This is a genomic window from Streptomyces sp. SID5643, from assembly GCF_009872555.1.
GTDB lineage: Bacteria > Actinomycetota > Actinomycetes > Streptomycetales > Streptomycetaceae > Streptomyces > Streptomyces iakyrus.
In genome coordinates, this window is sequence record NZ_WWIC01000327.1 from 1 (window position 1) to 24,748 (window position 24,748).

At 72.3% G+C, this 24,748-nt stretch carries 21 protein-coding genes and 1 pseudogene; 14 read left to right on the forward strand and 8 right to left on the reverse strand.

The genetic code is table 11. From position 1 onward, the window contains the following. Together GTY56_RS34765 and GTY56_RS34770 are read left to right on the forward strand one after the other, a co-directional pair. Window positions 1-717: cytochrome c oxidase subunit I (locus GTY56_RS34765; protein ID WP_202511139.1), on the forward strand; the 717-nt coding region annotated here is incomplete at its 5' end. Next, window positions 714-1,088 (forward strand): hypothetical protein, encoded by a 375-nt coding sequence (locus GTY56_RS34770; RefSeq protein WP_237525174.1) that lies wholly within the window; start codon window positions 714-716, stop codon window positions 1,086-1,088. The genes GTY56_RS34765 and GTY56_RS34770, both read left to right, overlap by 4 nt. A gap of 9 nt (window positions 1,089-1,097) precedes the next feature. Here GTY56_RS34770 and GTY56_RS34775 read toward each other — a convergent pair whose 3' ends face one another. The 3 genes from GTY56_RS34775 to GTY56_RS34785 all read right to left on the reverse strand — a co-directional run bounded on the left by GTY56_RS34775 (window position 1,098) and on the right by GTY56_RS34785 (window position 5,663). Continuing rightward, window positions 1,098-1,631, reverse strand: a complete 534-nt coding sequence (locus tag GTY56_RS34775; protein ID WP_161369270.1) for a hypothetical protein — start codon at window positions 1,629-1,631, stop codon at window positions 1,098-1,100. 60 nt (window positions 1,632-1,691) lie between these two features. Then, window positions 1,692-2,291, reverse strand: a complete 600-nt coding sequence (locus tag GTY56_RS34780) for a hypothetical protein (protein ID WP_161369271.1) — start codon at window positions 2,289-2,291, stop codon at window positions 1,692-1,694. Window positions 2,292-2,459: 168 nt separating this feature from the next. Next, window positions 2,460-5,663, reverse strand: a complete 3,204-nt coding sequence (locus GTY56_RS34785) for a glycosyl hydrolase family 95 catalytic domain-containing protein (protein WP_161369272.1) — start codon at window positions 5,661-5,663, stop codon at window positions 2,460-2,462. 558 nt (window positions 5,664-6,221) lie between these two features. Between GTY56_RS34785 and GTY56_RS34790 the strand changes: the two are divergent. The 6 genes and pseudogenes from GTY56_RS34790 to GTY56_RS34815 all read left to right on the forward strand — a co-directional run. After that, a pseudogene (locus tag GTY56_RS34790) lies at window positions 6,222-7,256 on the forward strand (endo-1,4-beta-xylanase); the annotation flags it as partial. A 101-nt stretch (window positions 7,257-7,357) separates the two neighbouring features. Further along, window positions 7,358-8,323: a glycoside hydrolase family 6 protein gene (locus GTY56_RS34795; RefSeq protein WP_161369274.1), complete on the forward strand. Its 966-nt coding sequence runs from the start codon at window positions 7,358-7,360 to the stop codon at window positions 8,321-8,323. Window positions 8,324-8,570: 247 nt separating this feature from the next. Then, on the forward strand, window positions 8,571-11,018 hold the full coding sequence (locus GTY56_RS34800; RefSeq protein WP_161369294.1) for a SpoIIE family protein phosphatase: 2,448 nt from the start codon (window positions 8,571-8,573) through the stop codon (window positions 11,016-11,018). 111 nt (window positions 11,019-11,129) lie between these two features. Beyond that, a complete protein-coding gene (gene dhaK, locus GTY56_RS34805) occupies window positions 11,130-12,122 on the forward strand; it encodes a dihydroxyacetone kinase subunit DhaK (protein ID WP_161369275.1) in 993 nt (330 codons plus the stop codon). Window positions 12,123-12,171: 49 nt separating this feature from the next. Beyond that, entirely contained in the window at window positions 12,172-12,771 is a 600-nt protein-coding gene (dhaL, locus tag GTY56_RS34810; protein ID WP_161369276.1) for a dihydroxyacetone kinase subunit DhaL, read from the forward strand. Further along, window positions 12,764-13,174: a PTS-dependent dihydroxyacetone kinase phosphotransferase subunit DhaM gene (locus tag GTY56_RS34815; RefSeq protein ID WP_062925113.1), complete on the forward strand. Its 411-nt coding sequence runs from the start codon at window positions 12,764-12,766 to the stop codon at window positions 13,172-13,174. The genes dhaL and GTY56_RS34815 overlap by 8 nt, the downstream gene beginning before the upstream one ends. A gap of 63 nt (window positions 13,175-13,237) precedes the next feature. On the opposite strand, the gene GTY56_RS34820 is transcribed toward GTY56_RS34815, so the two are convergent. Further along, entirely contained in the window at window positions 13,238-13,936 is a 699-nt protein-coding gene (locus GTY56_RS34820) for a glycoside hydrolase family 75 protein (protein WP_161369277.1), read from the reverse strand. 409 nt (window positions 13,937-14,345) lie between these two features. On the opposite strand from GTY56_RS34820, the gene GTY56_RS34825 reads away from it, so the two are divergent. Together GTY56_RS34825 and GTY56_RS34830 are read left to right on the forward strand one after the other, a co-directional pair. Then, on the forward strand, window positions 14,346-15,335 hold the full coding sequence (locus GTY56_RS34825) for a fibronectin type III domain-containing protein (RefSeq protein WP_346345653.1): 990 nt from the start codon (window positions 14,346-14,348) through the stop codon (window positions 15,333-15,335). Window positions 15,336-15,504: 169 nt separating this feature from the next. After that, window positions 15,505-16,041: a hypothetical protein gene (locus tag GTY56_RS34830; protein WP_161369278.1), complete on the forward strand. Its 537-nt coding sequence runs from the start codon at window positions 15,505-15,507 to the stop codon at window positions 16,039-16,041. Window positions 16,042-16,126: 85 nt separating this feature from the next. Here the strand turns inward: GTY56_RS34830 and GTY56_RS34835 are convergent, their stop codons facing one another. From GTY56_RS34835 to GTY56_RS34845, 3 genes are all read right to left on the reverse strand, one after another. Beyond that, window positions 16,127-16,678 carry a PadR family transcriptional regulator gene (locus tag GTY56_RS34835; protein ID WP_161369279.1) on the reverse strand — a complete coding sequence of 184 codons (552 nt, stop codon included), beginning with the start codon at window positions 16,676-16,678 and terminating at the stop codon, window positions 16,127-16,129. A gap of 28 nt (window positions 16,679-16,706) precedes the next feature. Then, window positions 16,707-18,722, reverse strand: coding sequence for an NADPH-dependent 2,4-dienoyl-CoA reductase (locus GTY56_RS34840; protein ID WP_161369280.1), 2,016 nt, complete (start codon window positions 18,720-18,722; stop codon window positions 16,707-16,709). 170 nt (window positions 18,723-18,892) lie between these two features. After that, window positions 18,893-19,261: a hypothetical protein gene (locus GTY56_RS34845; protein ID WP_161369296.1), complete on the reverse strand. Its 369-nt coding sequence runs from the start codon at window positions 19,259-19,261 to the stop codon at window positions 18,893-18,895. Between the two features lie 249 nt (window positions 19,262-19,510). Here GTY56_RS34845 and GTY56_RS34850 point away from each other — a divergent pair, with 249 nt between their 5' ends. After that, the gene (locus GTY56_RS34850) at window positions 19,511-21,613 is read left to right on the forward strand and encodes a SpoIIE family protein phosphatase (protein ID WP_161369281.1); all 2,103 of its coding nucleotides are present in this window, start codon (window positions 19,511-19,513) and stop codon (window positions 21,611-21,613) included. Here GTY56_RS34850 and GTY56_RS34855 read toward each other — a convergent pair. Beyond that, window positions 21,603-22,409 carry a putative protein N(5)-glutamine methyltransferase gene (locus GTY56_RS34855; protein WP_161369282.1) on the reverse strand — a complete coding sequence of 269 codons (807 nt, stop codon included), beginning with the start codon at window positions 22,407-22,409 and terminating at the stop codon, window positions 21,603-21,605. The two genes, GTY56_RS34850 and GTY56_RS34855, sit on opposite strands and share 11 nt — an antisense overlap. Window positions 22,410-22,642: 233 nt before the next feature. Between GTY56_RS34855 and GTY56_RS34860 the strand changes: the two genes are divergently transcribed. The 3 genes from GTY56_RS34860 (at window position 22,643) to GTY56_RS34870 (ending at window position 24,611) form a co-directional block, all read left to right on the forward strand. Next, the gene (locus GTY56_RS34860; protein ID WP_202511141.1) at window positions 22,643-23,095 is read left to right on the forward strand and encodes a MarR family winged helix-turn-helix transcriptional regulator; all 453 of its coding nucleotides are present in this window, start codon (window positions 22,643-22,645) and stop codon (window positions 23,093-23,095) included. A 162-nt stretch (window positions 23,096-23,257) separates the two neighbouring features. Beyond that, window positions 23,258-23,863, forward strand: coding sequence for a sulfite oxidase-like oxidoreductase (locus GTY56_RS34865; RefSeq protein WP_161369284.1), 606 nt, complete (start codon window positions 23,258-23,260; stop codon window positions 23,861-23,863). Further along, window positions 23,856-24,611 (forward strand): FAD-binding oxidoreductase, encoded by a 756-nt coding sequence (locus GTY56_RS34870; RefSeq protein ID WP_161369285.1) that lies wholly within the window; start codon window positions 23,856-23,858, stop codon window positions 24,609-24,611. The genes GTY56_RS34865 and GTY56_RS34870 overlap by 8 nt, the downstream gene beginning before the upstream one ends. Window positions 24,612-24,748 lie beyond the last annotated feature (137 nt).

Genomic DNA, 24,748 nt, shown 5'->3' on the forward strand with positions numbered 1-24,748 from the left:
GGCGTGAAGTTCTTCAACTGGATCGGCACGATGTGGCGGGGCTCGCTGTCGTTCGAACCACCCATGCTCTGGGCGCTCGGCTTCCTTGTCACCTTCCTCTTCGGTGGCCTGACCGGCGTCATCCTGGGCTCCCCGCCCCTCGACTGGCACGTCACGGACAGCTACTTCGTGATCGCCCACTTCCACTACGTGCTGTTCGGCACCATCGTGTTCGCGATGTTCGGCGGATTCAGCTTCTGGTGGCCGAAGATGACCGGCACGATGCTCGACGAGCGCCTGGAGAAGATCCACTTCTGGACGCTGTTCATCGGTTTTCACACCACGTTCCTGGTGCAGCACTGGCTCGGCGCCGAGGGCATGCCCCGCCGCTACGCCGACTACCTGGCCGCCGACGGTTTCACCGCCCTGAACACCGTCTCCTCGATCGGCGCGTTCCTGCTCGGCCTGTCGACCCTGCCCTTCCTCTACAACGTGTGGCGGACCGCGAAGAAGGGCGAGAAGGTCGAGGTCGACGATCCCTGGGGGTACGGCCGCTCGCTGGAGTGGGCCACGTCCTGCCCGCCGCCCCGCCACAACTTCCTGACCCTTCCCAAGATCCGCTCCGAGTCGCCCGCATTCGACCTGCGCCACCCGGACGTGGCGCGTCTCGACGAGGCGGAGAACACCGGACAACGCGATGTGATCGACGCCGAGGGGCACAAGGGCGACCGGCGTTGAGACGCGGCAGGCGCGGCACGCCCGCCGGTGAGCCGGACAGCGTCCTGGCCGACGAGACCGAGGGCTACCTTCTCGCCCACGCCCACCGTGACCAGGCCCAGCGCGAGGCCGAGGAGCTCTGCGCGGGGATGCCATGGCTGACCACGGCCCAGACCGAGGAACTCACCGCCCACTACGTCCGCCAACGTCTCGATGTCACCCGGCAGCTGATGCTCGGCACCGTACGACGGGCCGCAGAGCTGCGAGAGGAGTACGAGAACCGCTACGCCCAGCTCCGAAGGGCCCTGCTGCGGCGTCACGCGGCCGGTGCCTGCGCGGTCCTGGCCTGTGCCGCCGGGGTGGGCGCGGTGGCCGGTGTGCTCATCCGCTGACGTTCCGGATCAGCGGCCGTGACCGTCCTCGCGGGGCAGCGGCCCGGAGCCGGCATGGCGGCCCGGGCGGCGGGCGGCGTGGCGTTCGCCCGGGCCGGGGCCGTTCCGGGCGGCCAGGGCGTCGGCCACGGCACCGGTGACGAAGCCGTAGACGGCCTTGTGCAGGAGGTCCACGACGAGTTCCGTGCGGGGCCAGGTGGGGGGCGGGGCGCCGACTCCGGTGGCGTTCTCCAGGATCTGGTCGTTGGTGAGGCGGACGACCGTGAACTCGGCCGACGCGACGGGACCGCGCAGCCCGGACTGGGCCATGATCGAACGGAGCACGCCGAGCAGGGCGGCCTGCCCGAAGTGCATGGCCCAGTTGACCGGCAGCGGCTGCGTGCCGGGGTGTTCGGGCAGGCCGGTCAGACGCTGGAGGACCCGGGCGGGCACATGGGAGTCGGGGCGGCCGGTCACGGCCTGCTCGATCTTCTCGCCGAGCGTCATCACGACGCCTCCGGCGGTACCGGCGACCCGCCCTTGCCACAGCGCGCGCCTGATCATGCATCGGCGAGTACCCCGGCGGCCACGGCCTCACGCACCGACACCGTCGCCCGGCGTTCCTCAGTGGCCGTACGGCGGCTGGAAGCAGCCGGTCTCGGGGTACGGGCCGTTGGTCGACACCGCGAAGTTCGACTGCTGCAGGAAGGCCGTGACGCAGGCGTCGTCGTGCACGCGCAGGGCGACGCGCGACCCCTCGGGCGTGACGGGGCCGTCGCCCTCCCAGTGCGAGGGCAGTCCCGTGACGGTGAGCGTGCCGCCGAGGCGCTTGCCGTCCTGCGCCACCCGCTCCTCCTCGTACCCGAGCCGGAGCAGGGCCGCCCGGACGGTCTCGGGGTCCCACTTCCGCTGCTCCCACAGCCGCTTGAGCACCGGCCTGATGCGGGCGGCCTCCCGTTCGGCGTCCGCGGCGTGGGCGGGAGTCATCTCACCGGCCCGGCGGTAGGCGTTGTTCTCGTTGTAGTGCGGCGCCCCGTCACCGGCTCCCGGCTCCACGTACGGCGAGGCTCCCGAGACACTGGGCGAGGATGAGCCGGACGGTCGGGAGGACGCCCCCGGGGTGGTGCCCGGGGCGTGCAGGTCGCCGCAGGAGGTGAGGGCCGCGGCGGCGGCGAGGGCCGCGGCGGCCGGACGGACCCGGCGAGCGAGCGTTGAGGTGGACATGAAACCGACCCTCTCATCGCGACCGGCCCCCGCGGACCTGATGCGGCAAGCCCGTTCCGGGCCGGCCGCCCCGACGCGTCTTCAGCCGTTGCGGCAGAGGGCGGTGAGGAGTCGGCGGGACTCCGGCTCCGGCTTCCCCAAGTGCCCCTCGGGCGCGCCTACGCCCGGTCAGGGCCCGGCCGGCTTCACCTTCCGGTCGGTGCCGTTCACCCGCACGGTGACCTTGCGGCGGTTCCGGGCCCGGTCGGCCGTGATGCTGAACGACGTGACCTTCCCGTTCCGCCACGTGCAGCCGACCTCGTAACCGCCACGGGCGCGCAGGCCGGTGAAGGAGCCCTTGGCCTTCCAGCCGTCCGGCAGGGCGGGCAGCAGGTGGATGACGCCGTCGTGACTCTGCAGGAGCATCTCCGCCACGGCGCCCGAGATGCCGAAGTTGCCGTCCATCTGGAAGGGCGGGTGGTTGCAGAACAGGTTGGGCAGCGTGTTGTACGTCAGCAGACCGCGCAACATGATCCCGGCGCGCCGCCCGTCGCCCAGGCGGGCGAAGAGCGCCGCCCGCCAGGGCCAGGTCCACGAGCGGCGGCTGTCGCCCGACACCGTCCCGGCCGTGAACGGGACGCCCTCCTTCTCTCCGCACCGCGCCTTGAGGGAGACGAGGGCGGCGGCCGCGAAGTCCGGTGTCCTCGGGGTGATCTGGCGGCCCGGGTAGACGGCGAAGAGGTGCGAGGTGTGGCGGTGGATGTCGGTGGGGCTGTCGATGTCCTCCTGCCATTCCTGCAACTGGCCCCACTTGCCGATCTTGTTGGGTGCGAGACGCGCCTGCAGGTCCGCGACCCTGGCCCGGTAGGCGGGGTCCGCCTGGAGCACCGACTCGCAGTCGAGGTAGTTCTGGAAGAGGTCCCAGATGATCTGCTGGTCGTACATGACGCCGTCCTCGCGCGGTCCGTGCTCGGGGGACCAGCCGTCGGGGGCGACCAGGAGGCCGTCCGCACGCTCCTTGAGGTGGTCCTCCCAGAACGCGCAGATCTCCTTGATCATCGGGTGGGCGACGGTGCGGAGGTACTCCAGGTCCTGGGTGAACGCCCAGTGCTCGTACAGGTGCTGGGCGTACCATGCACTCGCCACGGTGTTCCACTCCCAGGCGTTGCCGCCGAACACGCTCTGGCTGGTGCGGGCCGTCCAGCCGCGGGTGTCCGCGCCGAAGGCGTTACGGGTCGCGACGCGACTGGGCACCGCCACCTGCTCGACGAACCGGACGAGCGCTTCGTGACACTCCGGCAGGTTCGTCGTCTCGGCACCCCAGTAGTTCATCTGGACATTGATGTTGGTGTGGTAGTCGGAGGCCCACGCGGGCTGGTTGCTGTCGTTCCAGAGGCCCTGGAGGTTGGCGGGCAGGCCGTTCGGGCGGGAGGAGCCGACCAGCAGGTAGCGGCCGTAGTGGAACATCGTCTGCTCCAGCGTCGGGTCCTCCCCGCCCGCCGCGTAGCGCGCCAGCCGGGCGTCGGTCGGCAGGGCCATGACGTCGGCGCGGGAAGTGCCCCAGTCGACCGCGACACGGTTCATCAGGGCACGTGTCTCGGCGGTGTGCTCGTCGCGCAGCGCGCGGTAGGACCGGGCGACTGCCTTGCGGAGCGTCCTGGCGACGACCGGTGCCGGGTCGGTTCCGCGCCATCCGGCGGCGGCGTCGAGCCTGTAGTCGGTGCGGGCGTCGAGGAAGAGGGTGAGGGTCGTGCAGCCGCTGAACCGGAGCACGGACCCGTCGGAGCGGAGGTCGCCGTCGGTGTGCACGGCCCGGACGGTGCACGCGTGCTTGAGGCCGTTGCCCATGACGCCGCTGAAGCCGATGCTCCCGGCGGCGGCGTCGACGGTGGTCGGGGCCTCGTCCTGTCCGGACGTCAGCGAGATCGCGCCGGAGAGTTCGCGGGCCCTCTCCGACGTGTAACGGAAGACCATGACGTCCGCGGACCGGCCGGCGAAGGCCTCGCGCAGGACGCGCCGTCCCGGTGCGCCGAAGCGGGTGACGTGGACGCCGTTCACGAAGTCGAGGGAGCGCCGGTAGTCGACGACCGCGCGCTGGGTGCGCGAGTCGAAGCCCTCGCCTTCCAGCGCGATCTCCGCGATCTGCATCCCGGTGGAGGAGGCGCGGGGGGTCAGAGTGAGGCGGTAGGCGCGGTAGGCCGTGCTGTTGGCGATCCGGAAGGTGCGGGTCTCACCGCGGCCGGCGAAGGGCGTGGAGGGGTTCTGCGTGTCGAGGGTCGTCCAGGCATGCCCGTCCTGCGACGCCTCGAACCGCCATCCCGCGGGGTCGTCCTTCGGACGGTCCGGGGCCGAGGTCAGCGCGTACGACGTGACGGCTGCCGCGCGGGGCAGGTCGGCCTGCCAGACGATCGCCGGTGCTGCCGTGCCGACCCGCCAGACCGTGGCCGGATCGCGGTCCACCGAACGCGACAGGTCCGTGGGCCGGGGGCCGGTCCCGGCGCCTTTCGAGTGCCCGCTCGGCGACGACAGGTACAGCGCGCCGCCCGCGCCGAGGTCGACTCCGGCCAGGCCGATCTCGCCCACCTGGAAGTGGCTGACACCCGCCTTCGGGACGAAGTCGAACCGGTAGAAGCGGTAGGCCGCGGTGTCGGCGCAGGTGAATTCCCGCGTCTGGAAGCGGTTTTCGAAGGGGCCGTCCAGCGTGCGCCGGTCGAGCGTGGTCCAGGTGGTGCCGTCGGTGGAACCGGAGAACGTCCACTCCTGCGGGTCGCGCTGCGGTACGTCGTCGGCGCTCGTCAGCCGGTAGGTCGCCACCATGGCCGGGGCGGGGAGTTCGGCCTGCCACCGCACCTTCGGCCCCGGCCCCTCGATGCACCACTTGGTGTTCGCGTCGCCGTCGTACGTCTTGTCGACGCCCTCCGACGGGCTGCTGCTGTACGGTCCACCAGGAGCCGTGACCTTCGCAGTGGCACGGGGAGCGAAGGTGACGACGAGGTCGCCGAAGGTCCGGTACGAGCCGAAGCCGGTCATGCCGGTGTCGAAGTCGCTGTCCGGCTTGCCCGCCAGGGCGTTGTCGTAGTTGTTGGCACCGCCCCAGAGGCTCTGTTCGTTGAACTGGATGCGTTCTTCGCGAGGATCGGCGAAGAGCATGGCACCGAGCCGGCCGTTGCCGATGGGCAGGGCCTGTGACTGCCAGTCGGTGGCGGGCACGGTGTAGGTCAGCGCCTCGCGCGACAGCGTGGGCCACGGGACGGACGCCGAGTCGTCGCCCCCTGCGGCGACGGCCTGCGGTGCGGGTGATCCGCCGGTGAGTTGGGCGAGCAGGGGGGCAAGGGCGAGGCCACCGCCGAACGTGATGACACTGCGTCGCGGCGGCTGGCTTTCATCGCTCACGGTGAGATCTCCCGACCTATTCATCGGCTCTTTCGCGGGCACGTGACGCCACATCGACATCTGTCGGCGGCGCGGACATCGTCGCCGCGAAATACATCGGATGTCTATAGGTGCGTCATGGAGCAGTCGTCCGACTGGCCGTCTCGGCATCAAGGACACCCCGCATGGGTTCGAAATTTCGCAAGCCATTCGGAAACTCCGGGTTCCAGGGATGACCGACAGGAACGCGCCCGGGTCGACGTCACGGGCATTCCCGCCGAGCAGGCGATCCAGCTGCCGCGATGCGACCTCCGGACTCCGAATGTTTCGGAGTGAAAATCGAATCCTGCGAGAAGGATTGACGGGACCGATGGGACTCCTATCATCCAGAATGCTCGACACATTGATGCGCGTTCGACATCCCGAACCTCTGTAGGCAGCGCACCTCCCGCACGCGGCAAGGCGCGAACTCCACGCGCGAATGTCATGGCGCCATCAAGTTCCGCTCGTGAGTCATCGTCCGCGCCGTGCCCGCCCCACCGATCGCACCTCGCAACCCCCCACCCCACGAGGAGATCCATGAACCCGCTGAAACGGCTCGGCTGCCGCCGGGCCTCGGTCCTCGGCCTGCTGGCCGCGACCGTCCTGGTGACACCCGGGACGGCCACCGGCGCACCAGAGGCCGTGCAGGCCTCCACTCTGGGCGCCCAAGCCGCCCAGTCCGGGCGGTACTTCGGAACCGCCGTGGCGGCCGGACGGCTCGGCGACGGCACGTACACCGGCATCCTGGACCGTGAGTTCAACTCGGTCACGGCCGAGAACGAGATGAAGTGGGATGCGACCGAGCCGTCCCGGGGCTCGTTCACCTTCAGCCGCGCCGACCAGATCGCCAACCGCGCTCAGGCCCGCGGTCAGCGCCTGCGCGGCCACACTCTGGTCTGGCACTCCCAGCTTCCCGGTTGGGTCGGCTCGATCAGGGACGCGAACACACTGCGCAGCGTGATGAACAACCACATCACCACGGTGATGAACCGTTACAAGGGCCGGATCCACTCCTGGGACGTGGTCAACGAGGCCTTCGCGGACGGCGGCAGCGGCCAGCTGCGCGGCTCCGTCTTCCGGGACGTGCTGGGTACCGGCTTCATCGAGCAGGCGTTCCGCACGGCACGGTCGGCCGACCCGGCGGCCAAGCTCTGCTACAACGACTACAACATCGAGAACTGGAATGACGCCAAGACTCAGGGCGTCTACCGGATGGTGCGTGACTTCAAGTCGCGCGGGGTGCCCATCGACTGCGTCGGCCTCCAGGCCCACTTCGGCGCCGGCGGCCCGCCCGGCAGCTTCCAGACGACGCTGTCGAGCTTCGCCGCCCTCGGGGTGGACGTCCAGATCACCGAGCTGGACATCGCGCAGGCGCCGCCGACGGCCTACGCGAACACGGTCAGGGCCTGCATGAACGTCGCGCGCTGCACCGGCATCACCGTCTGGGGCATCCGCGACAGCGACTCCTGGCGCAGCGGCGAGAACCCGCTGCTGTTCGACCGCAGCGGCAACAAGAAGCCGGCGTACAACGCGACGCTGACGGCGATGGGCGGCACCCCCGCCGTCACCCGTTGACCGACCGCGCCGTGGGGAGCGCTCCGATGGGAGCGCTCCCCCTTCGGCCCGACGCCGACCTCCGGACGCACCCCTGCCAGAAAGCCGAGGTACCTGCCATGCGCCGCATCCTCCCCACCCTGGTGGCAGCGCTTTGCGCACTGCCGCTGGCGCTCGCCGCCGCCCCGGCCGCCCACGCGGCGGACCCGACGACCATGACCAGCGGGTTCTACGCGGACCCCGACTCCAGCGCGAAACGGTGGGCCGCCGCCAACCCCGGCGACGGCCGGGCGTCCGCCATCAACGCCTCGATCGCGAACATCCCGACGGCCCGCTGGTTCGGCTCCTGGAGCGGCACCATCGGCACCGCCACCGGCGCGTACGCAGGCGCCGCGGACGCCCGGGACAAGCTGCCCCTCCTCGTCGCCTACAACATCTACAACCGCGACTACTGCGGCGGTCACTCAGCGGGCGGAGCCTCCTCGCCGTCCGCCTACAGGAACTGGATCGCCCAGTTCGCGGGCGGGATCGCCGGCCGCCCGGCCCTGGTCGTCCTCGAACCCGACTCCCTCGGGGACTACGGCTGCATGAACCAGGCCCAGATCGACGAACGGGAGAGCATGCTGACCGGAGCGCTCGCCGAGTTCAACCGCCAGGCTCCCAACACCTGGGTCTACCTCGACGCCGGCAACCCCGCCTGGGCGAGCGCGGCGACCATGGCCCAGCGCCTGCACGAAGCGGGTGTCCGGCAGGCCCACGGTTTCTCGCTCAACGTCTCCAACTACCTGACCACGGCCGAGAACACCGCGTACGGCAACGCCGTCAACAGGGAACTCGGCGCCCGGTACGGCTACACCAAGCCGTTCGTCGTGGACACCAGCCGCAACGGCAACGGCTCCAACGGCCAGTGGTGCAACCCGTCGGGCCGCCGTATCGGTACTCCCACCCAGCTGGGCGGAGGGGCCGAGATGCTCCTGTGGATCAAGGTACCGGGCGAGTCCGACGGCAACTGTGGTGTCGGCAGCGGCTCCTCGGCGGGGCAGTTCCTCCCGGAGGTCGCCTACAAGATGATCTACGGCTACTGATCCGGGGAGGTTCGGAGCGCCTGGGATTCCGAGCCAGGCGCATCCGGCCACGGACCGTCGGCTGAGGCGTTGCGTCGTCGGACCGGCGAGTGAGTCGAAGCGCTTCAACGGAAAGCGATCGCTCCGCACCGCCCCGGGGCACCGGTCCCGGGGCGCCGTGCCGCCGCGGCGGACCTACGCTGGAAGCGGCCGCTGGAAACGAGCCCTGGCGGGGGCCGCTGTCCGGACGGAGGCGTGTCGCGTGGAGATGGCCGGGAAGCAGGACGCGCCCACTGCCGTGGTCGTGGTGGACGCGGACGGCATGGTGAGCGGCTGGAGCGAAGGGGGCCGGCTGCTACTGGGCTGGACCGCGCAGGACGCCGTCGGCCGCCCCGTGGCCGACCTGCTGGTCGATCCCCCGCCCCACGGCTTCCCCGAGGGCTGTGGCGCCGGCCCCGACCCGACCGGGTTCACAGCGCTGCGGCACCGGGACGGTTCCACGGTGGACGCCGTGCTGACCGCTCACCCGCTGTTCGGCCCCGACGGGCGGGCGATGGGGCACGCGGTGACCGCACAGCGCTGGGGACGCCGCCCGGTGGTCGCCGACCGGGCCTTCGAGCAGTGTCCCTTCGCTCTGGGCGTCTACGACCCTGAGCTGCGGTTCCTGTGGATCAACGCCTCCTCGGGCCGGGTGATAGCGCACTCCGAGGAGCAGGTGCTCGGCAGGAAGTACCGCGAGGTGCTTCCCGAATTCGACCGCTCGCTGTTTCCCGAGAGGGATGACAAGCCCTACACCGACGCACTCGGCGAAGTGGCGAGGACGGGAGAGCCCACGCGTCTCATCACCGTCTTCCGCCCTCGCGGCAGTGACTACGCCAATGCATGGGCCACCAGTATCTGGCCCGTCCGGGATGCCGGGGGCAAGGTCCGCGCGATCGCCAACTGGGGATTCGACATGAGCGCCGAGTACTGGGCCCGGCAGCGCCTGCTCATCCTCAACGAGGCCAGCGGCGGCATCGGCCGGACACTCGACGTGACCGGCACCGCCCAGGAACTGGCCAGGACCCCGGTGCCGGGCTTCGTCGACCTCGTCAGCGTGGATCTCTTCGAGGAGGTGCTGCGCGGCGAGGAACCGCCGTCCGTGTCCGCGTTCGACCCCGGCGAGACGGTCACGCTCAGCCGCGCCGCCCGGCACAGCACGAAGGTGGACGCCGACCGGGCTCCGGAGGCCATGACACCGGTCACGCACGCGCCCGGCTCCGTCGCCGCCCGCTGCATGGCCACCGGCACGTCCACCGTGGAGCTCACCGCTGAGCCCGGCGAGGGCGGCGAATGGGCCTTCGGGCCCGGCCTGGCCGCCGACCCGGCCCACTGGCCACCGGGCAACCCGGTGATCGACGGGTCCATCGCCGCCGACGGGCTGACCGGGCGGATCACCGTGCCGCTCCAGGCGCGCGGCGCGCTGCTCGGCGTGGTCTCCTTCTCCCGCCTCGACCGGCCCGAGGCGTTCACGGCCGACGACCTGATCCTCGCCGAGGAGCTGGCCGCCAAGGCGGCCGTCGCCATCGACAACGCCCGCCGGTACTCGCGCGAGCGCACCACCGCGCTGACCCTGCAACGCAGCCTGCTGCCGCAGGGGCTGCCGGCCCAGGAGGCGGTCGAGGTGGCATCGCGCTACCTGCCCGGCGGGACCGGGGCGGAAGTGGGCGGTGACTGGTTCGACGTCATTCCGCTGTCCGGCGCCCGGGTCGCCCTGGTCGTCGGCGATGTCGTCGGCCACGGTCTGCACGCCTCGGCCAGCATGGGCAGGCTGCGCACAGCGGTGCGCACCCTCGCCGATGTCGACCTGCCGCCCGACGAGCTGCTGACCCACCTGGACGACCTGGTCCTGCATCTCGCCGGCGACCACCGGCCCGACGGCCCCTTCCAGCCGACCGGCGAGTCCGGCGCCACCTGTCTGTACGCCGTCTACGATCCCGTCTCCCGCCGCCTCACGTTCGCGAGCGCCGGTCATCCGCTGCCGCTGGTCGTCCACCCGGACGGCACCCGGCCCCCGGTGCCCGCCCACCCGGGCCCGCCGCTCGGCCTCGGCGGGCTGCCGTTCGAGGCCGCCGAGCTCGAACTGCCCGAGGGCAGCCTGCTGGCCCTCTACACCGACGGGCTGGTCAGGAGCCACGAGCGCGATGTCGATGAGGGGATCGCCGAACTGCAGCGGGTCCTGAACCACTCGACCACCTCGCTGGAGGACCTGTGCGACACGGTGATGGACGGCATGCTCCTGGACCGCCGGACCGACGACGCCGCCCTGCTGCTCGCTCGCACGTGCGCGCTGGATCCCCACCACGTCGCCGACTGGGAGGTCGAGCCGGACACCGCGCAGGTGCCGCACGCCCGGAAGTTCGCCGTCGACCAGGTGGACGCCTGGGGCCTGGAGGAGGCGGCGTTCGTCACCGAACTGGTCGTCAGCGAGCTGGTCACCAACGCCATCCGGTACGGCGAGCCGCCGATCAGACTGCGGCTGATCCGCGACACCTCACTGATCTGCGAGGTCTCCGACGCCAGCAACACCGCCCCGCACCTGCGCCGGGCCCGCGCCTTCGACGAAGGCGGCCGGGGTCTGTTGCTCGTCGCCCAGCTCACCCAGGGGTGGGGCACCCGGCACACCGGAAACGGCAAGACGATCTGGTGCGCGCAGGCGCCACCGTCCCCTACCTGACGGCTCGTAACCACCGTCGGCAACCGCCAAGATCGACAACTGGTCAATCGTGATGTGGCCTGCGAAGCTGGAGTTCGAGGGCTCATCTACTAGGTTGTCTAGGAGGTTCCCGTGAAGATGCTGATCAACGTCCCGGAGACGGTGGTCGCGGACGCGCTGCGCGGTCTGGCGGCTGCCCACCCGGAGCTGACCGTGGACGTGGAGAACCGGGTGATCGTGCGGCGGGACGCCCCCGTCGCCGGACAGGTGGGGCTGATCTCGGGCGGCGGCTCCGGGCACGAGCCGTTGCACGGTGGTTTCGTGGGGCCCGGCATGCTGTCGGCGGCCTGTCCGGGCGAGGTGTTCACCTCCCCCGTGCCCGACCAGATGCTGCGCGCGGCAGCCGCCGTGGACAGCGGGGCCGGCGTGCTGTTCATCGTGAAGAACTACACCGGTGACGTGCTCAACTTCGACATGGCCGCCGAGATGGCCGAGGACGAGGGCATCCAGGTCGCGAAGGTGCTGGTCAACGATGATGTGGCGGTGACCGACAGCCTGTACACGGCCGGGCGGCGCGGCACGGGCGCGACCCTGTTCGTGGAGAAGATCGCGGGCGCCGCCGCGGCCGAGGGGATGCCTCTGGAGCGGGTCGAGTCCATCGCCCGGCAGGTGAACGAGAGCTCCCGCAGTTTCGGGATCGCGCTGAGCGCCTGCAGCACCCCGGCCAAGGGCAGTCCGACCTTCGATCTGCCGCCGGGTGAGCTGGAGTTGGGGATCGGCATCCACGGCGAGCCGGGCCGGGAGCGGCGCGCCATGATGACCTCGGGCGAGATCGCCGAGGCGGCCGTCGAGGCGGTGGTGGAGGACCTCCAGCCGCGCAACCCGGTGCTGGTCCTGGTGAACGGCATGGGCGCGACACCGCTGCTGGAGCTGTACGGCTTCAACGCCGAGGTGCACCGGGTGCTCGCCCAGCGCGGCGTCCCCGTGGCCCGTGTGCTCGTGGGCAACTACGTCACCTCCCTGGACATGGCGGGCGCTTCGCTCACCCTGTGCCAGGTCGACGAGGAGCTGCTGCGGCTGTACGACGCGCCGGTGAAGACCCCGGGTCTGCGCTGGGGCGTGTGACACGCAGGGGGTAGAGGATCACCACGTACCTACCAGGCAAGGAGATCCAGTGCTCGACGCCGATTTCTTCCGCCGTTGGATGACGGCCACCGCCGCGTCCGTCGACCGTGAGGCGGAACGGCTCACCGCCCTCGACTCCCCCATCGGGGACGCCGATCACGGCACCAACCTCCAGCGCGGGTTCGCGGCCGTCGCGGCCGCCTTGGAGAAGGAGGCCCCGGACACGCCCGGCGGGGTCCTGACCCTGGCCGGACGCCAGCTGATCTCGACGGTGGGCGGTGCCTCGGGGCCGCTGTACGGGACGCTGCTGCGCCGTACCGGCAAGGCGCTGGGCGATGCCGGCGAGGTCAGCGCGGAGCAGCTGGCCGAGGCATTCCGGGCGGGGGTGGACGCGGTCATGACGCTCGGCGGCGCCGCCCCGGGCGACAAGACCATGATCGACGCGCTGGTGCCCGCGGTGGACGCGCTCGGCGACTCGTTCACCGCGGCCCGGACCGCGGCGGAGGAGGGCGCGGTGGCGACGACGCCCTTGCAGGCGCGCAAGGGCCGGGCGAGCTATCTGGGCGAGCGCAGCATCGGCCACCAGGACCCGGGTGCCACGTCGTCGGCGCTGCTGATCGCCGGACTCGCGGAGGCCGCCGGTGAGTGACGAGCAACTGGTGGGAATCGTGCTGGTGTCGCACAGCGCGGAGGTGGCCGCGTCGGTCGCGGAGCTCGCGAAGGGGCTCGCGGGCGGTGGCCCGGTGGTGCCCGTCGCTCCGGCGGGCGGCACCGAGGGCGGCGGGCTGGGGACGAGTTCGGAGCTGATCGCCGCTGCGGCCGCGTCCGTCGACCGCGGCGCCGGGGTCGCCGTCCTGACCGACCTGGGCAGCGCGGTGCTCACGGTGAAGGCGCTGCTCGCCGAGGGCGACGAACTCCCGGAGCGGACACGCCTGGTGGACGCGCCCTTCGTGGAGGGTGCCGTCGCCGCGGTCGTCACGGCGTCCACCGGGGCGGACCTGGCGGCGGTGGAGGCGGCCGCCACGGAGGCGTACACCTACCGGAAGGTGTGAGCGACGGCTGTGGCCGGGCACGCCCGGCCGCGGCCGTCCGCGCCGTGACACGTCGTCATCCGCTCACTCCGCGTCGGCCGCGGTCCCGTCGGTGAACCGTCTCGCCGCCCGCTCCCCCTCCGTCACGGCCGCCGCGTGGTCCTCGATGGGCGACACCTTGGTGTTCTTGAAGACGATGTAGGTGACGCCGGAGGGTACGCCGCCGCCGTGCGGGTCGGCGCGGATGCCGAGGGCCTTGGCGGTCGCGTAGGACGCCTCCCCGATGATGCCCTGGGGTCCGGTGTCGCCGACGACCGCGTACTGCACCCGGTCGCGGTAGACCACCGCCACCACCGAACCGCCGCCGATGCCGTGATCCCGGTAGTCCCAGAGGCCGCTCGGCGCGGGTACGACGATGAAGGGCAGGCGTTCGGCGCTCAAGGGGCGGCCGTCGGACTGGGCGTAGGCCGTGCTCGCGGCGAAGTACGGGTCGGTGCTGCGGTTGCAGCGGGGTCCGGGGCGGCCGTCGCAGTCGATGTCCATGTCGGCCTTCCAGAACACGGCGTCGCGGGTGCCGCAGACCGGGATGTTCGCGGGGGCGCCGTTGTCGCTGCGGTAGCGGCCGCGGGAGACGGGAGCGCAGTCCCGCACCTCGGCGAGCAGCTCGGCGGCGCTGACGGTGCTCTCGCGCCATACGGCGGGGTGGGTTTGAGCGGCGGGCGGTGTGGTCGGGGCGAGCAGGGCGGCGCTGGCCGCGGCCAGGGTGAGCGACTGGACACGCACGATACGGGAGCCTCTCGTGGGGGACCTGACGGGCACTCAGCCCAATCTGGTCCCGGGGCGATCACCCGGCCACCGCTGGAGGGCCGGACGGTGCACGGCCCCAACCCCCGACAGGGGCCGGGGGCCTGAGTCCGTGTGAGACCCCGGCCGCCCGGCCGCCTGCGCCGGCGCGGGGATCTGCGACGACAGCTGTCCGCGCGACAGGCCCGAACTCCGTGGTGTCTGCCAGGAGTTCGGCCGTGAGGACCTTCAGCATACGTAACTCTCCCGGGTGGTCGCGCCCCGCGGGGTGACGCCCTCTTCCGGCGGCCGCTTCCGCGCCATGGGCGACGCCCTCTTGATGTGATCGCGCCAACAGCGTCATATTGGTCCGGACCATTCATGTGTGCCACCCCCGGGAGGCAGTGCCGTGCGAAGCCGTTCCGCCGCCCCCTCGTCCGTCCTGCGCGCCCTGGCGCTGTGCGGCACTCTGGCGCTGGTCGTCTCCTGCGGCTGGGCGGGAGCGGAGGAAGGGTACGGCGGTGCCGCGCCCGGTGCACCCACGGGCGTCACCGCCGCGGCGGGCAGCGCGACCAGTGTGCACGTCATGTGGAACGCGACCGCCGGGGCGGAGGCCTACGAGGTGTATCGCGGCACCACGAAGGTCACCGAGGTGCCAGGGTCGAAGCACATGGTGGACGTCACCAGGCTGCGGCCCTCGACGCGGTACGCCTTCTCCGTACGGGCGCGCGACACCGACGGGCGGCTGGGCCCGCCGAGCCGCACGGTGCGGGCGAAGACGCCCGCGGCGGTCGCCGACGACCGCTCCGCGCCGACCCGCCCCGGGGCGCCCGAAGGCCGGGCGGCCGGGAGCCGGGCCGTCCAGCTGTCCTGGTCCGCTTCGACGGACGACCGGGGCGTGGTGTCGTACGACGTCCACCAAGGGGCTACGAAGATCCACAGTGTGGGCGGGAGCCGGACGGCCACGGTGCTCACGGGGCTGCGGCCCGGCACGCCCTACGTGTTCACCGTCCGGGCCCGGGACGCGGCGGGCAACGTCTCCCCCGCCGGTTCCCCCGTCCGCCTCACCACCCCGGGCACGGACGACGGACGCGCCACGGCCCCCACGGGCTTCCGGGCGACGAGCCACCGCGAGGACGGGGCCTACCACGTCGACCTGAGCTGGGTGCCGCCCCGCGTGGACGGTGAGATCGCCGAGTACCAGATCCACCTCGACGGCCGGCCCGCCACGTCCCTGGTGTACGGCGGCGGTGCACCGCGCGACCGGGCCACGTACAGCTTCTACGTGGGCCGGGAGGCGGGTGTCACCCACCGGGTCCGCGTCCGGGCGATGCTGCCGGACGGCACCTGGGGAGGCTTCTCGGCGGAGCAGGCGGTGACGACGGACGCGGGGCGCTAGGAGGTGTCCGGCATGGGCCGGGAGCGGGAACCCGTCACCTGCACGGGGGCGCTCGGAGTGCGGCGGAGGCGTAGGGCGCTTTGGCTGACCCCAAGGCAGCACGGGCGTTCCCCGACCCTCGGCGGCGCAAGGGATGTACCGCCAACCGTGCCGCCGGAGGGCAGTCCACATGCGCAACTCATCGTCAGTTCTCCGCTCCGGCCTGACCGTGGCAGTCGCCGCGCTGCCCCTCGCCCTGGCCTCGGCCGCTGTCGCGGGCCCGGGCATCTCCGTGAGCACCACGGGGTCCACGGTCTCGGTCACGACCAGCTCGTGCACGTCGATCAACGGCAGCTGGGGCACCGCCTCGCTCCTCACCAGCAGCCAGGGCAGCTTCGCCCAGGGCCGCCAGGTGACGCTGTCGGGGACGGCCACGAGCCAGTCCGCCGCCTGGTCGAACGTCACTCCGGGCACCTACACCGTGATCGTCATCTGCTCGGACGGCACCACCGCCGGCACCCAGTCCGTCGTGGTGTCCACCGCCCCCTCCCCGTCGCGGTCCGTGACCCCCTCGGCCTCGCCCTCCCGCGGCGTCATGGGCGGGGTCGGCGGATCCTCGACGGACTACGGCACCGTCACGCTGGTGGCGGGTGGCACGCTGGTCGGCTCGGGTCTGCTCGGGACGGCCTGGTACCTGCGCCGGCGCAACAGGCCGCACCGGGTCTGATCCGGTGCGAACGGCGGCCCGCCCCTTCCGAAGCGCTCCGGTCGGGCGGGCCGCCGTCATGTCGTGACGGGGACGGGCGGGACGCTCAGGTCGGTTCGCCGCCCGGGAGTTCGGCGACGTCCGCCAGGGCGCGCCGCAGCCACTGGGTCCAGAAGGTCTCCAGGTCGATGCCGGCCCGCAGCACCAGATGCCGCAGCCGGTCCTCGGTGCCGTCCCGGCCGGGCGGGAAGTCGCGCCGCTCGATCTCCTCGTACTCCGCCAGCTGCCGTTCGTGCAGCTCCAGATGGCGCCGCAGATCGGTCTCCAGACCCGCTGTGCCGACCACGGCCGCCGCCCTGAGCCGCAGCAGCAGGGTGTCGCGGTGCGGCTTGGGGTCCTGGGAGGCGGAGGTCCAGCGGGCCAGTTCGGCGCGGCCCGCGGGCAGGACCTCGTAGCTCTTCTTCTGCCCGCGGGCCGGCTGCTGTGACGGCAGGGCCCTGATGAGGCCGTCGGCCTCCAGCTTCCCGAGCTCGCGATAGATCTGCTGGTGCGTCGCCGACCAGAAGTAGCCGATCGACCGGTCGAACCGGCGGGTCAGCTCCAGCCCGGACGACGGCTTCTCGAGCAGGGCGGTGAGGATCGCGTGCGGGAGTGACATGGCCTCATCCTAGGGACGCGTCACCGCACTACAGGGCGGCCGCGAGCTCGGTGCCCTGCTTGATGGCGCGCTTGGCGTCCAGTTCGGCGGCCACGTCGGCGCCGCCGATGAGGTGCGCACTGCACCCGGCGGCGAGCAGCTCCTCGTACAGGGCGCGGCGCGGCTCCTGACCCGTGCAGAGCACGACCGTGTCGACCTCCAGCACCGTGCTCTCCTCGCCCACGGTGATGTGCACTCCGGTGTCGTCGATCCGGTCGTAGCGCACGCCCGGGACCATGGTGACGCCGCGGTGCTTGAGTTCGGCGCGGTGGATCCAGCCGGTGGTCTTGCCGAGGCCGGCGCCGACCTTGGAGGTCTTGCGCTGGAGCAGGTGGACGGTGCGCGGCGGGGCGGGCCGCTCGGGCGCGGCGAGCCCGCCGGGGCCGCGGTAGTCCATGTCGACGCCCCACTGGCGGAAGTACGTGGCCGGGTCCTCGTGGGCCTTGTCGCCGCCGTCGGTGAGGAACTCGGCGACGTCGAAGCCGATGCCGCCCGCGCCCAGGATCGCGACCCGGTCGCCGACGGGGACGCCGTCGCGCAGGACGTCGAGGTAACCGACGACGCTCGGGTGGTCGACCCCGGGGATCTCGGGGGTGCGCGGGGTGACACCGGTGGCGACGACGACCTCGTCGTAGCCGTCGACGTCCGCGACGGTGACGGGCGTGTTCAGCCGGACGTCGACGCCGTGCCAGTCGAGCTGGGTGCGGAAGTAGCGGAGCGTCTCGTCGAACTCCTGCTTGCCCGGGACCTTGCGGGCGACGTTGAGCTGCCCGCCGATCTCGCTCGCCGCGTCGAACAGCGTCACGTCGTGCCCGCGCTCGGCGGCGGAGACCGCGCAGGCCAGCCCGGCCGGTCCGGCGCCGACGACCGCGACCCGCTTGCGCAGCCGGGTCGGGGAGAGCACGAGCTCGGTCTCGTGGCAGGCGCGCGGGTTGACCAGGCAGGAGGTGATCAGGCCGCTGAAGGTGTGGTCGAGGCAGGCCTGGTTGCAGCCGATGCAGGTGTTGATCGCCTCGGGCCGGCCGGCCGCGGCCTTGGTGACGAAGTCGGGGTCGGCGAGCATCGGTCGGGCCATCGACACCATGTCGGCCGCGCCCTCGGCGAGCAGTTCCTCGGCGAGTTCGGGGGTGTTGATGCGGTTGGTGGTCACGAGCGGGACGGACACCTCGCCCATGAGCCGCTTGGTCACCCAGGTGTACGCGCCGCGCGGCACGGACGTCGCGATGGTGGGGATGCGGGCCTCGTGCCAGCCGATGCCGGTGTTGATGATCGTCGCCCCGGCGGCCTCCACCGCCTTGGCGAGCGTGATCACCTCGTCGAGCGTCGAGCCGCCCGGGACGAGGTCGAGCATGGAGAGCCGGTAGATGACGATGAAGTCCTCGCCGACCGCCTCGCGCACCCGGCGCACGATCTCCAGCGGGAAGCGCGTCCGGTTCTCGTACGAGCCGCCCCAGCGGTCGGTGCGGTGGTTGGTCTGCAGGGCGATGAACTCGTTGATGAGGTAGCCCTCGGAGCCCATGATCTCGACGCCGTCGTAGCCGGCCTGCCGGGCGAGGCGGGCGGCACGGACGTAGTCCTCGATCGTCCGCTCGATGTCGGCGTCGGTGAGCTCACGGGGCGGGAAGGGGCTGATCGGCGCCTGGACGGGGCTCGGCGCGACCAGGTCCTTGTGGTAGGCGTACCGGCCGAAATGCAGGATCTGCATCGCGATCCGCCCGCCCTCGCGGTGCACGGCGTCGGTGATGACCCGGTGCTGCTCCGCCTCCGCCTCGGTGGTGAGCTTCGCTCCCCCCTCGTAGGGGCGCCCCTCGTCGTTCGGGGCGATGCCGCCGGTGACGATCAGGCCCACACCCCCGCGGGCGCGGGCGGCGTAGAAGGCGGCCATGCGCGCGAAGCCGCCTTCGGCCTCCTCCAGGCCGACGTGCATGGAGCCCATGAGGACCCGGTTGGGCAGGGTCGTGAAGCCCAGGTCGAGGGGGGTCAGCAGGTGCGGGTAACGGCTCATCGGGCCCTCCGTGCGCGGTGTCGTGCCTGTAGTTGTAGAGGACTACCGCGGGTTTATGCAACTAGTTGCACAAGGTGATGGAGGGCACAGGAGGGCCATGACCAGGGGCCCTACGGGGCGTCAGGGCATCGCCGGTCGCGCCGGCAGGCGGCCGGTGCGGTGAGGGCCGGTCACCGGCTCTTCAGACGCACGTGGAGTTCCTTCTCCTGGTCGCCGGAGACCGTGCTCAGATCGTGCACGTCGAACAGCGAGTCGAGGGTCGTGCGGAACCGTTCGATCGCCCAGTAGCCGCCGTGCAGGTCGGCCTCCACCGAGGACGACAGGTGCACCGGCCGCGCGCCCTCGTGCTCGTCGGCGACGTCGAAGGTGCCGAGCCACACGGTCGGCCGGGTCTCGTGCAGTTCCTCGGGCACGTCGTCGGCGCACCGGTCGGACGCGAAGCAGGAGCACAGCGCGTCGAACACGATCCGGGCGTCGTGCTTGCTGCACCCGCTGATCTCCACCGAGACGGAGTGGGGGTGCGGTCGCTCGTGGTCCATCGCCATCGTGATCGCTCCTCTCGTGGCCACCGATGCCGTATCCGCCCCTCCCCCAGCAAAGCACCACCTTCCGGCGAGCACTACCGGCGGTGCCCCGCTTCCGGTGCCGGGTCCGCGGGGCGGCCCGAGCCGTGTTGGGAGATGGTGGAAGGTGACGGAAGGGGCCTTCGGGGAGCGGCTCCGCGCGGTAGAACATGGGGTGTCGGCACACGACGGCGTGCCGCGAGGACGGCGAAGGCGGGGCGTGGGATGAGTGCAGCCGGGTCTCCCGGGTCCGAGGGTGACGGTCCGGTACGCGGGTCGGCGCGCCCGAGCGGGCTGCTGGACGTGCTGCGCGTGGCCTCGGTGGTCCTGGACGCGAAGGGCCGCATCGTGCTGTGGAGCCCGCAGGCCGAGGAGCTGTTCGGCTACAAGGCGCGCGAGGCGCTCGGGCAGTACGCCGCCCGGATCATGGTCCACGAGCAGCACGTGGACCTCGTGGTCAAGCTGTTCGCCGATGTCATGGGCACCGGGCAGAGCTGGGCGGGGGCCTTCCCGATCCGCCGCAAGGACGGCGGCACCCGGCTGGTGGAGTTCCGCAACATGCGGCTGCTGGACGACCAGGGCGACGTCTACGCGCTCGGGCTGTGCGCCGACCAGAGCACCGTGCACCGGCTGGAGCGGGAGGTGGCGCTGTCGACGCGGATGATCGCCCAGTCCCCGATCGGGCTGGCGGTGCTCGACACCGAGCTGCGGTACGTCTCGGTCAACAGGGCGCTGGAGGAGATCAACGGCGTGCCGGCCGAGGAACACCTGGGCCGCACGCCCCGGGAGGTGGTGCCCCGGATGGACGTCGACGCCCTGGAGGCCGCGACGCGCCGGGTCCTGGAGACGGGCACACCGGTCGTCGACCAGTCCACGATCGGCCGCACCCCGGCCGACCCGCACCAGGACCACGCCTGGTCGATCTCCCTGTACCGCCTGGAGAACGCCTTCGGGACGGTGCTGGGCGTGGCCGTCTCGATCGTCGACGTCACCGAGCAGTACCGGGCGGGCATCGAGGCCGAGGCCGCCCGTCGGCGGCTGGCCCTGATCGCCGACGCCTCGGGCCGCATCGGCACCACGCTGGACCTGGACCGCACGGCCGGCGAGCTGGCCGAGGTGGCCGTGCCGGAGCTGGCCGACATCGCGGCCGTCGACCTGCTGGACGCGGTGGTGCAGGGCCGGCGCACCAGCCTGGGCCCCGCCGAGGCGGCCGTCATCCGCGCGCTGGCGGTGCAGGGGTACGACTCCGCCGAGGCCCTGGAGGCGGCCGACCCGCCCGGGCAGGTGGCCCGGTACGCCCCCGACCGTCTCATCACCCAGTGCGTGCGCACCGCGAGCCCGGTGATGCTGCAGGAGGTCAAGGACGAGGACCTGGACCGCATCGCCCGTTCCTCCGAGGCGGCTGAGCTGCTGGGCCGGGCCGGGGTCCACTCGTATCTCGCGGTGCCGCTGATCGCGCGCGGCGAGGTGCTGGGGGCCCTGGATCTCAAACGCACCCGCAATCCGCTGCCGTTCAGCGAGGACGACCTGATGCTGGCGCGCGAGCTGGCCGCCCGGGCCGCCGTGCAGATCGACAACGCGCGCTGGTACCAGAGCGCCCGTGAGACCGCGCTCACCCTGCAGCGCAGCCTGCTGCCCAGCCATCCGCCGGTCACGGGCGGGCTGGAGGTCGCCTCCCGCTATCAGCCGGCCGGGGCCACGAGCGAGGTCGGCGGCGACTGGTTCGACGTGATCCCGCTGGACGCCGGGAAGACGGCGCTCGTCGTGGGCGATGTGATGGGCAGCGGCATCCCCGCGGCGGCGGCCATGGGGCGGCTGCGCACGGCGACCAACACCCTCGCTTCCCTCGATCTCGACCCGAACGTGCTCCTGGAGCACCTCGACAAGATCACCGCGGGCTTGGAACAGACCATCGCCACCTGCGTCTACGCCGTTCACGACCCGCAGCTGCGGCAGTGCCGGATCGCCAACGCAGGACATCTGCCGCCGGTGCGCGTCCGGCCGGGCATGCCGCCGGAGCTGCTCGACCTGCCGACCGGCGTGCCGCTCGGCGTGGGCGGTGTCGCCTTCTCCACCACCACCGTGGACCTCGAACCCGGCGACCGGCTGGTGTTCTACACCGACGGCCTCGTCGAGACCCGGCGCGATCCGCTCGACGAACGGCTCGGCACCCTGCTGTCCCTGCTCGACGGGCCCGACCGGCCGCTGGAAGAGGTCTGCGACCTGCTGCTGCGCACGCTGCACGAGCCGGACAACTCCGACGACGTGGCGCTGCTCATCGCGCGGGCGACCCCGCCGGACCGGGGGGCTGCAACCCCTACGGCCTGACGCCGATCACCACGTGGGCGTATCGCTCCTCGGACACGGCCGGCCGTACCACCAGGCCGGCGCGCGCGAAGGCCTCGACGGCGGTCGGGGCCTGGCCCCGGCTCGTCTCCACCAGGACGCAGCCTCCGGGGGCCAGCCAGCGGGGTGCCTCGGCCGCGACCCTGCGCAGCACGTCGAGGCCGTCCGTGCCGCCGTCGAGGGCGACCAGCGGCTCGTGGTCGCGGGCCTCCTGCGGCAGCAGGCCGATCTCGTCGCTGGGCACGTACGGCACGTTGGCCGCGAGGATGCCGACGCGGCCGCGCAGCGCGACGGGCAGCGCTTCGAACAGATCGCCCTGGTGGACCTGGCCGCCCGCGGCGGCGACGTTGCCGCGGGCGCACCGCACCGCGGCCGGGTCGATGTCGGCGGCGTGCAGTTCGACGTCGCCGAGCGCGGCGGCCAGAGCCGCTCCCACGGCGCCCGAGCCGCAGCACAGGTCCACGACGACGGCGGCCCCGGGCGCCTGCTCCAAGGCCTGCTCCACCAGGAACTCGGTGCGCCGGCGCGGCACGAAGACACCGGGGGCGACGGCGATGCGCAGGCCCCGGAACTCGGCCCAGCCGACGACGAGTTCGAGCGGCAGACCGGCCACACGGCGCTCGACCATGGCGGCGGCCTCGGCCGGGGTGCGCGCGGTGGCGAGGATCAAGTGGGCCTCGTCCTCGGCGAAGACGCACCCCGCGGTGCGCAGGGCGGTGACGACCGCGTCACGGGACGGCGGCATGGAAGGGGGAACGGAGGAAGACACAGACGGCATGGAAGCCCAGAGCCTTTCGGGAACCGAAGGGCGCTCCGGAGATCGCCTACGACCGGCGATCCGCGCGACGTCGAGGGGAGAGCACCCGAGCTGACACAGCGGTAATGGGTCTCACCTCCTCGGCTTCCGGCGGCCGGGTCCCTCCCCGGCCGGACGGCAACCCTACCCGACGCACCGGCCGCCCCGGATGACGGTCGTGACGCCCTACGGTCAAGTGGTTGGGTTGTGCAACCATGGGAGGAGTCGTGCAGCACCGTGGTGAGGGAGGTCCCGTGCACAGCGCCGACGCCGTGGAGACCATCCAGCGGGAGATGACGGTCTTCGCCCGCCGGGCCCGGGCCGCCGCGGGCCGGATGCACCCCGAGCTGTCGCTGGTGTCGTACACGCTGCTGGGGCACCTGGAGGAGAGCGGCGGATGCCGGGCCACCGACCTGGCCGCCCACTACGCCCTGGACAAGTCCACCGTCAGCCGCCAGGTGGCGGGGCTGGAGCGCGCCGGTCTCATCGAGCGGCGCCCCGACCCGGCGGACCAGCGCGTCCAGGTCCTGCACCTGACGCGGTCCGGGCGGGACGTCCTCGCCCAGGTCACCGAGAGCCGCCGGGCCGCCTTCCGGGAGCGTCTGGCGGGCTGGCCGGAGGAGGACCTGAGGCGGTTCGCGGAGTACCTCGTGCGCTACAACACCTAGGGGCGTGCCGGGCGACGCGGAGCAGGCGGGCCTGGGCGGACACCCCCTGGGCCCGGTCCCGGCCGACGGGACGAGGACGGCCGGCACGTACGGTTGAGGACGCAAACACCGAGCACACCGGTCCGGCGGGGCACCGCCGGCCCGGCCCGGAGGCACCACCGCATGCACATCACCCGAGGCTTCACCGGGCGACCGCGCGTCGCCGACCCCGGTCTGCCGCCCGGCCAGTACGACGCCGGCGACGACTGGCCCGTGCTGTCCGCCGAGGTCACTCCCGAGCTGGCGCCCGCAGACTGGACCTTCCGCGTCGACGGACTGGTGGCCGAGCCCCGCACCTGGGACTGGGAGGAGGCGCACCGGCTGCCGCCGTCGGCGTACGAGGGCGCGATCCACTGCGTGACGAGCTGGTCGAAGTTCGGGGTGCGGTTCGCGGGTGTGTCCCTGGACGCGTTCCTGGACACGGCCCGGCCGCACGCGTCGGCCACCCATGCCGTCGCCTACTCGCACACCGGCTACACCGCGAACCTCCCGCTCGCCGACCTGACCGGGGGACGCGCCTGGATCGTCCGGGAGTACGACGGCAAGCCCCTCGCCCCCGAGCACGGCGGCCCGGCGCGGCTGCTGGTGCCGCACCTGTACTTCTGGAAGAGCGTCAAATGGATCGCGGGCCTGCGGATCCTCGACCACGACGAGCCGGGCTTCTGGGAGAAGAACGGCTACCACGAGCGGGGCAACCCCTGGGAGGAGCAGAGGTACTCCGGTGACTGAGACCTTCGTGCCCCCCACGCGGTTCGCCGTGCCCGGGCGCATCGCCGTGAGCGAGCAGGCCGCGTCCGAGTGGCAGACCGCCACCATCACCGGGATCCGCCGCGAGACCCCGCGGGTGACCACCTTCCGGCTCGCGGTGCCGGACTGGCCGGGGCATCTGCCCGGGCAGCACCTGATGGTGCGGCTGACCGCGCAGGACGGTTACGCGGCGCAGCGGCACTACTCGATCGCGTCCGCGCCGGACGACTCCGGGCAGATCGAGCTGACCCTGGATCACGTCGAGGGCGGCGAGGTGTCGGGCTGGTTCCACACCACCGCCCGGCCCGGCGACCGGGTCGAGGTGCGGGGGCCGGTGAGCGGCTTCTTCGCCTGGCCGGGCGACCGGCCCGCGCTGCTCATCGGCGCCGGCTCCGGCGTCGTACCGCTGATGTCGATGATCCGGCACCACCGGGCCCGGAATCTGACGGTGCCGCTGCGGCTGGTGGTGTCCGCGCGCAGCCCCGAGGAGCTCGTCTACGCCCGGGAGTTGGGCGCGGAGACGACGGCCGTCTTCACCCGGAGCGCGCCGAAGGGTGTGGCGGTGGGACGTATGGCGGCCGCACATGTGGCGCCGCTCCTGGCCGAGCAGCCTGCCGGTGGGTGGGAGGCCTATGTGTGCGGCTCCAACTCCTTCGCCGAGCATGCCTCCCGGCTGCTGGTGACGGCCGGTCAGCCGGTGGACCGGATCCGCATCGAGCGTTTCGGCTGACCCCGGTGTTTCCCAGCGGTCGCGCCGGGCACCCAGCCGGAGACCCGCCGCGGGCCCGCTCCGCCGTGCCCACGAATTCGTGGCGATCGGCGGGCACAGGAGGGGTACTCCGTCCGTGAGGGCGCCCGCGCGCGAGG

Bases quoted from the DNA above. Each gene is read 5' to 3' on its own strand.
- GTY56_RS34775 (WP_161369270.1), bottom strand. From the start codon at position 1,631: ATGATCAGGCGCGCGCTGTGGCAAGGGCGGGTCGCCGGTACCGCCGGA.
- GTY56_RS34780 (WP_161369271.1), bottom strand. From the start codon at position 2,291: ATGTCCACCTCAACGCTCGCTCGCCGGGTCCGTCCGGCCGCCGCGGCC.
- GTY56_RS34795 (WP_161369274.1), top strand. From the start codon at position 7,358: ATGCGCCGCATCCTCCCCACCCTGGTGGCAGCGCTTTGCGCACTGCCG.
- GTY56_RS34800 (WP_161369294.1), top strand. From the start codon at position 8,571: ATGGCCGGGAAGCAGGACGCGCCCACTGCCGTGGTCGTGGTGGACGCG.
- GTY56_RS34830 (WP_161369278.1), top strand. From the start codon at position 15,505: ATGCGCAACTCATCGTCAGTTCTCCGCTCCGGCCTGACCGTGGCAGTC.
- GTY56_RS34835 (WP_161369279.1), bottom strand. From the start codon at position 16,678: ATGTCACTCCCGCACGCGATCCTCACCGCCCTGCTCGAGAAGCCGTCG.
- GTY56_RS34840 (WP_161369280.1), bottom strand. From the start codon at position 18,722: ATGAGCCGTTACCCGCACCTGCTGACCCCCCTCGACCTGGGCTTCACG.
- GTY56_RS34845 (WP_161369296.1), bottom strand. From the start codon at position 19,261: ATGGACCACGAGCGACCGCACCCCCACTCCGTCTCGGTGGAGATCAGC.
- GTY56_RS34850 (WP_161369281.1), top strand. From the start codon at position 19,511: ATGAGTGCAGCCGGGTCTCCCGGGTCCGAGGGTGACGGTCCGGTACGC.
- GTY56_RS34855 (WP_161369282.1), bottom strand. From the start codon at position 22,409: ATGCCGTCTGTGTCTTCCTCCGTTCCCCCTTCCATGCCGCCGTCCCGT.
- GTY56_RS34860 (WP_202511141.1), top strand. From the start codon at position 22,643: ATGGGAGGAGTCGTGCAGCACCGTGGTGAGGGAGGTCCCGTGCACAGC.
- GTY56_RS34865 (WP_161369284.1), top strand. From the start codon at position 23,258: ATGCACATCACCCGAGGCTTCACCGGGCGACCGCGCGTCGCCGACCCC.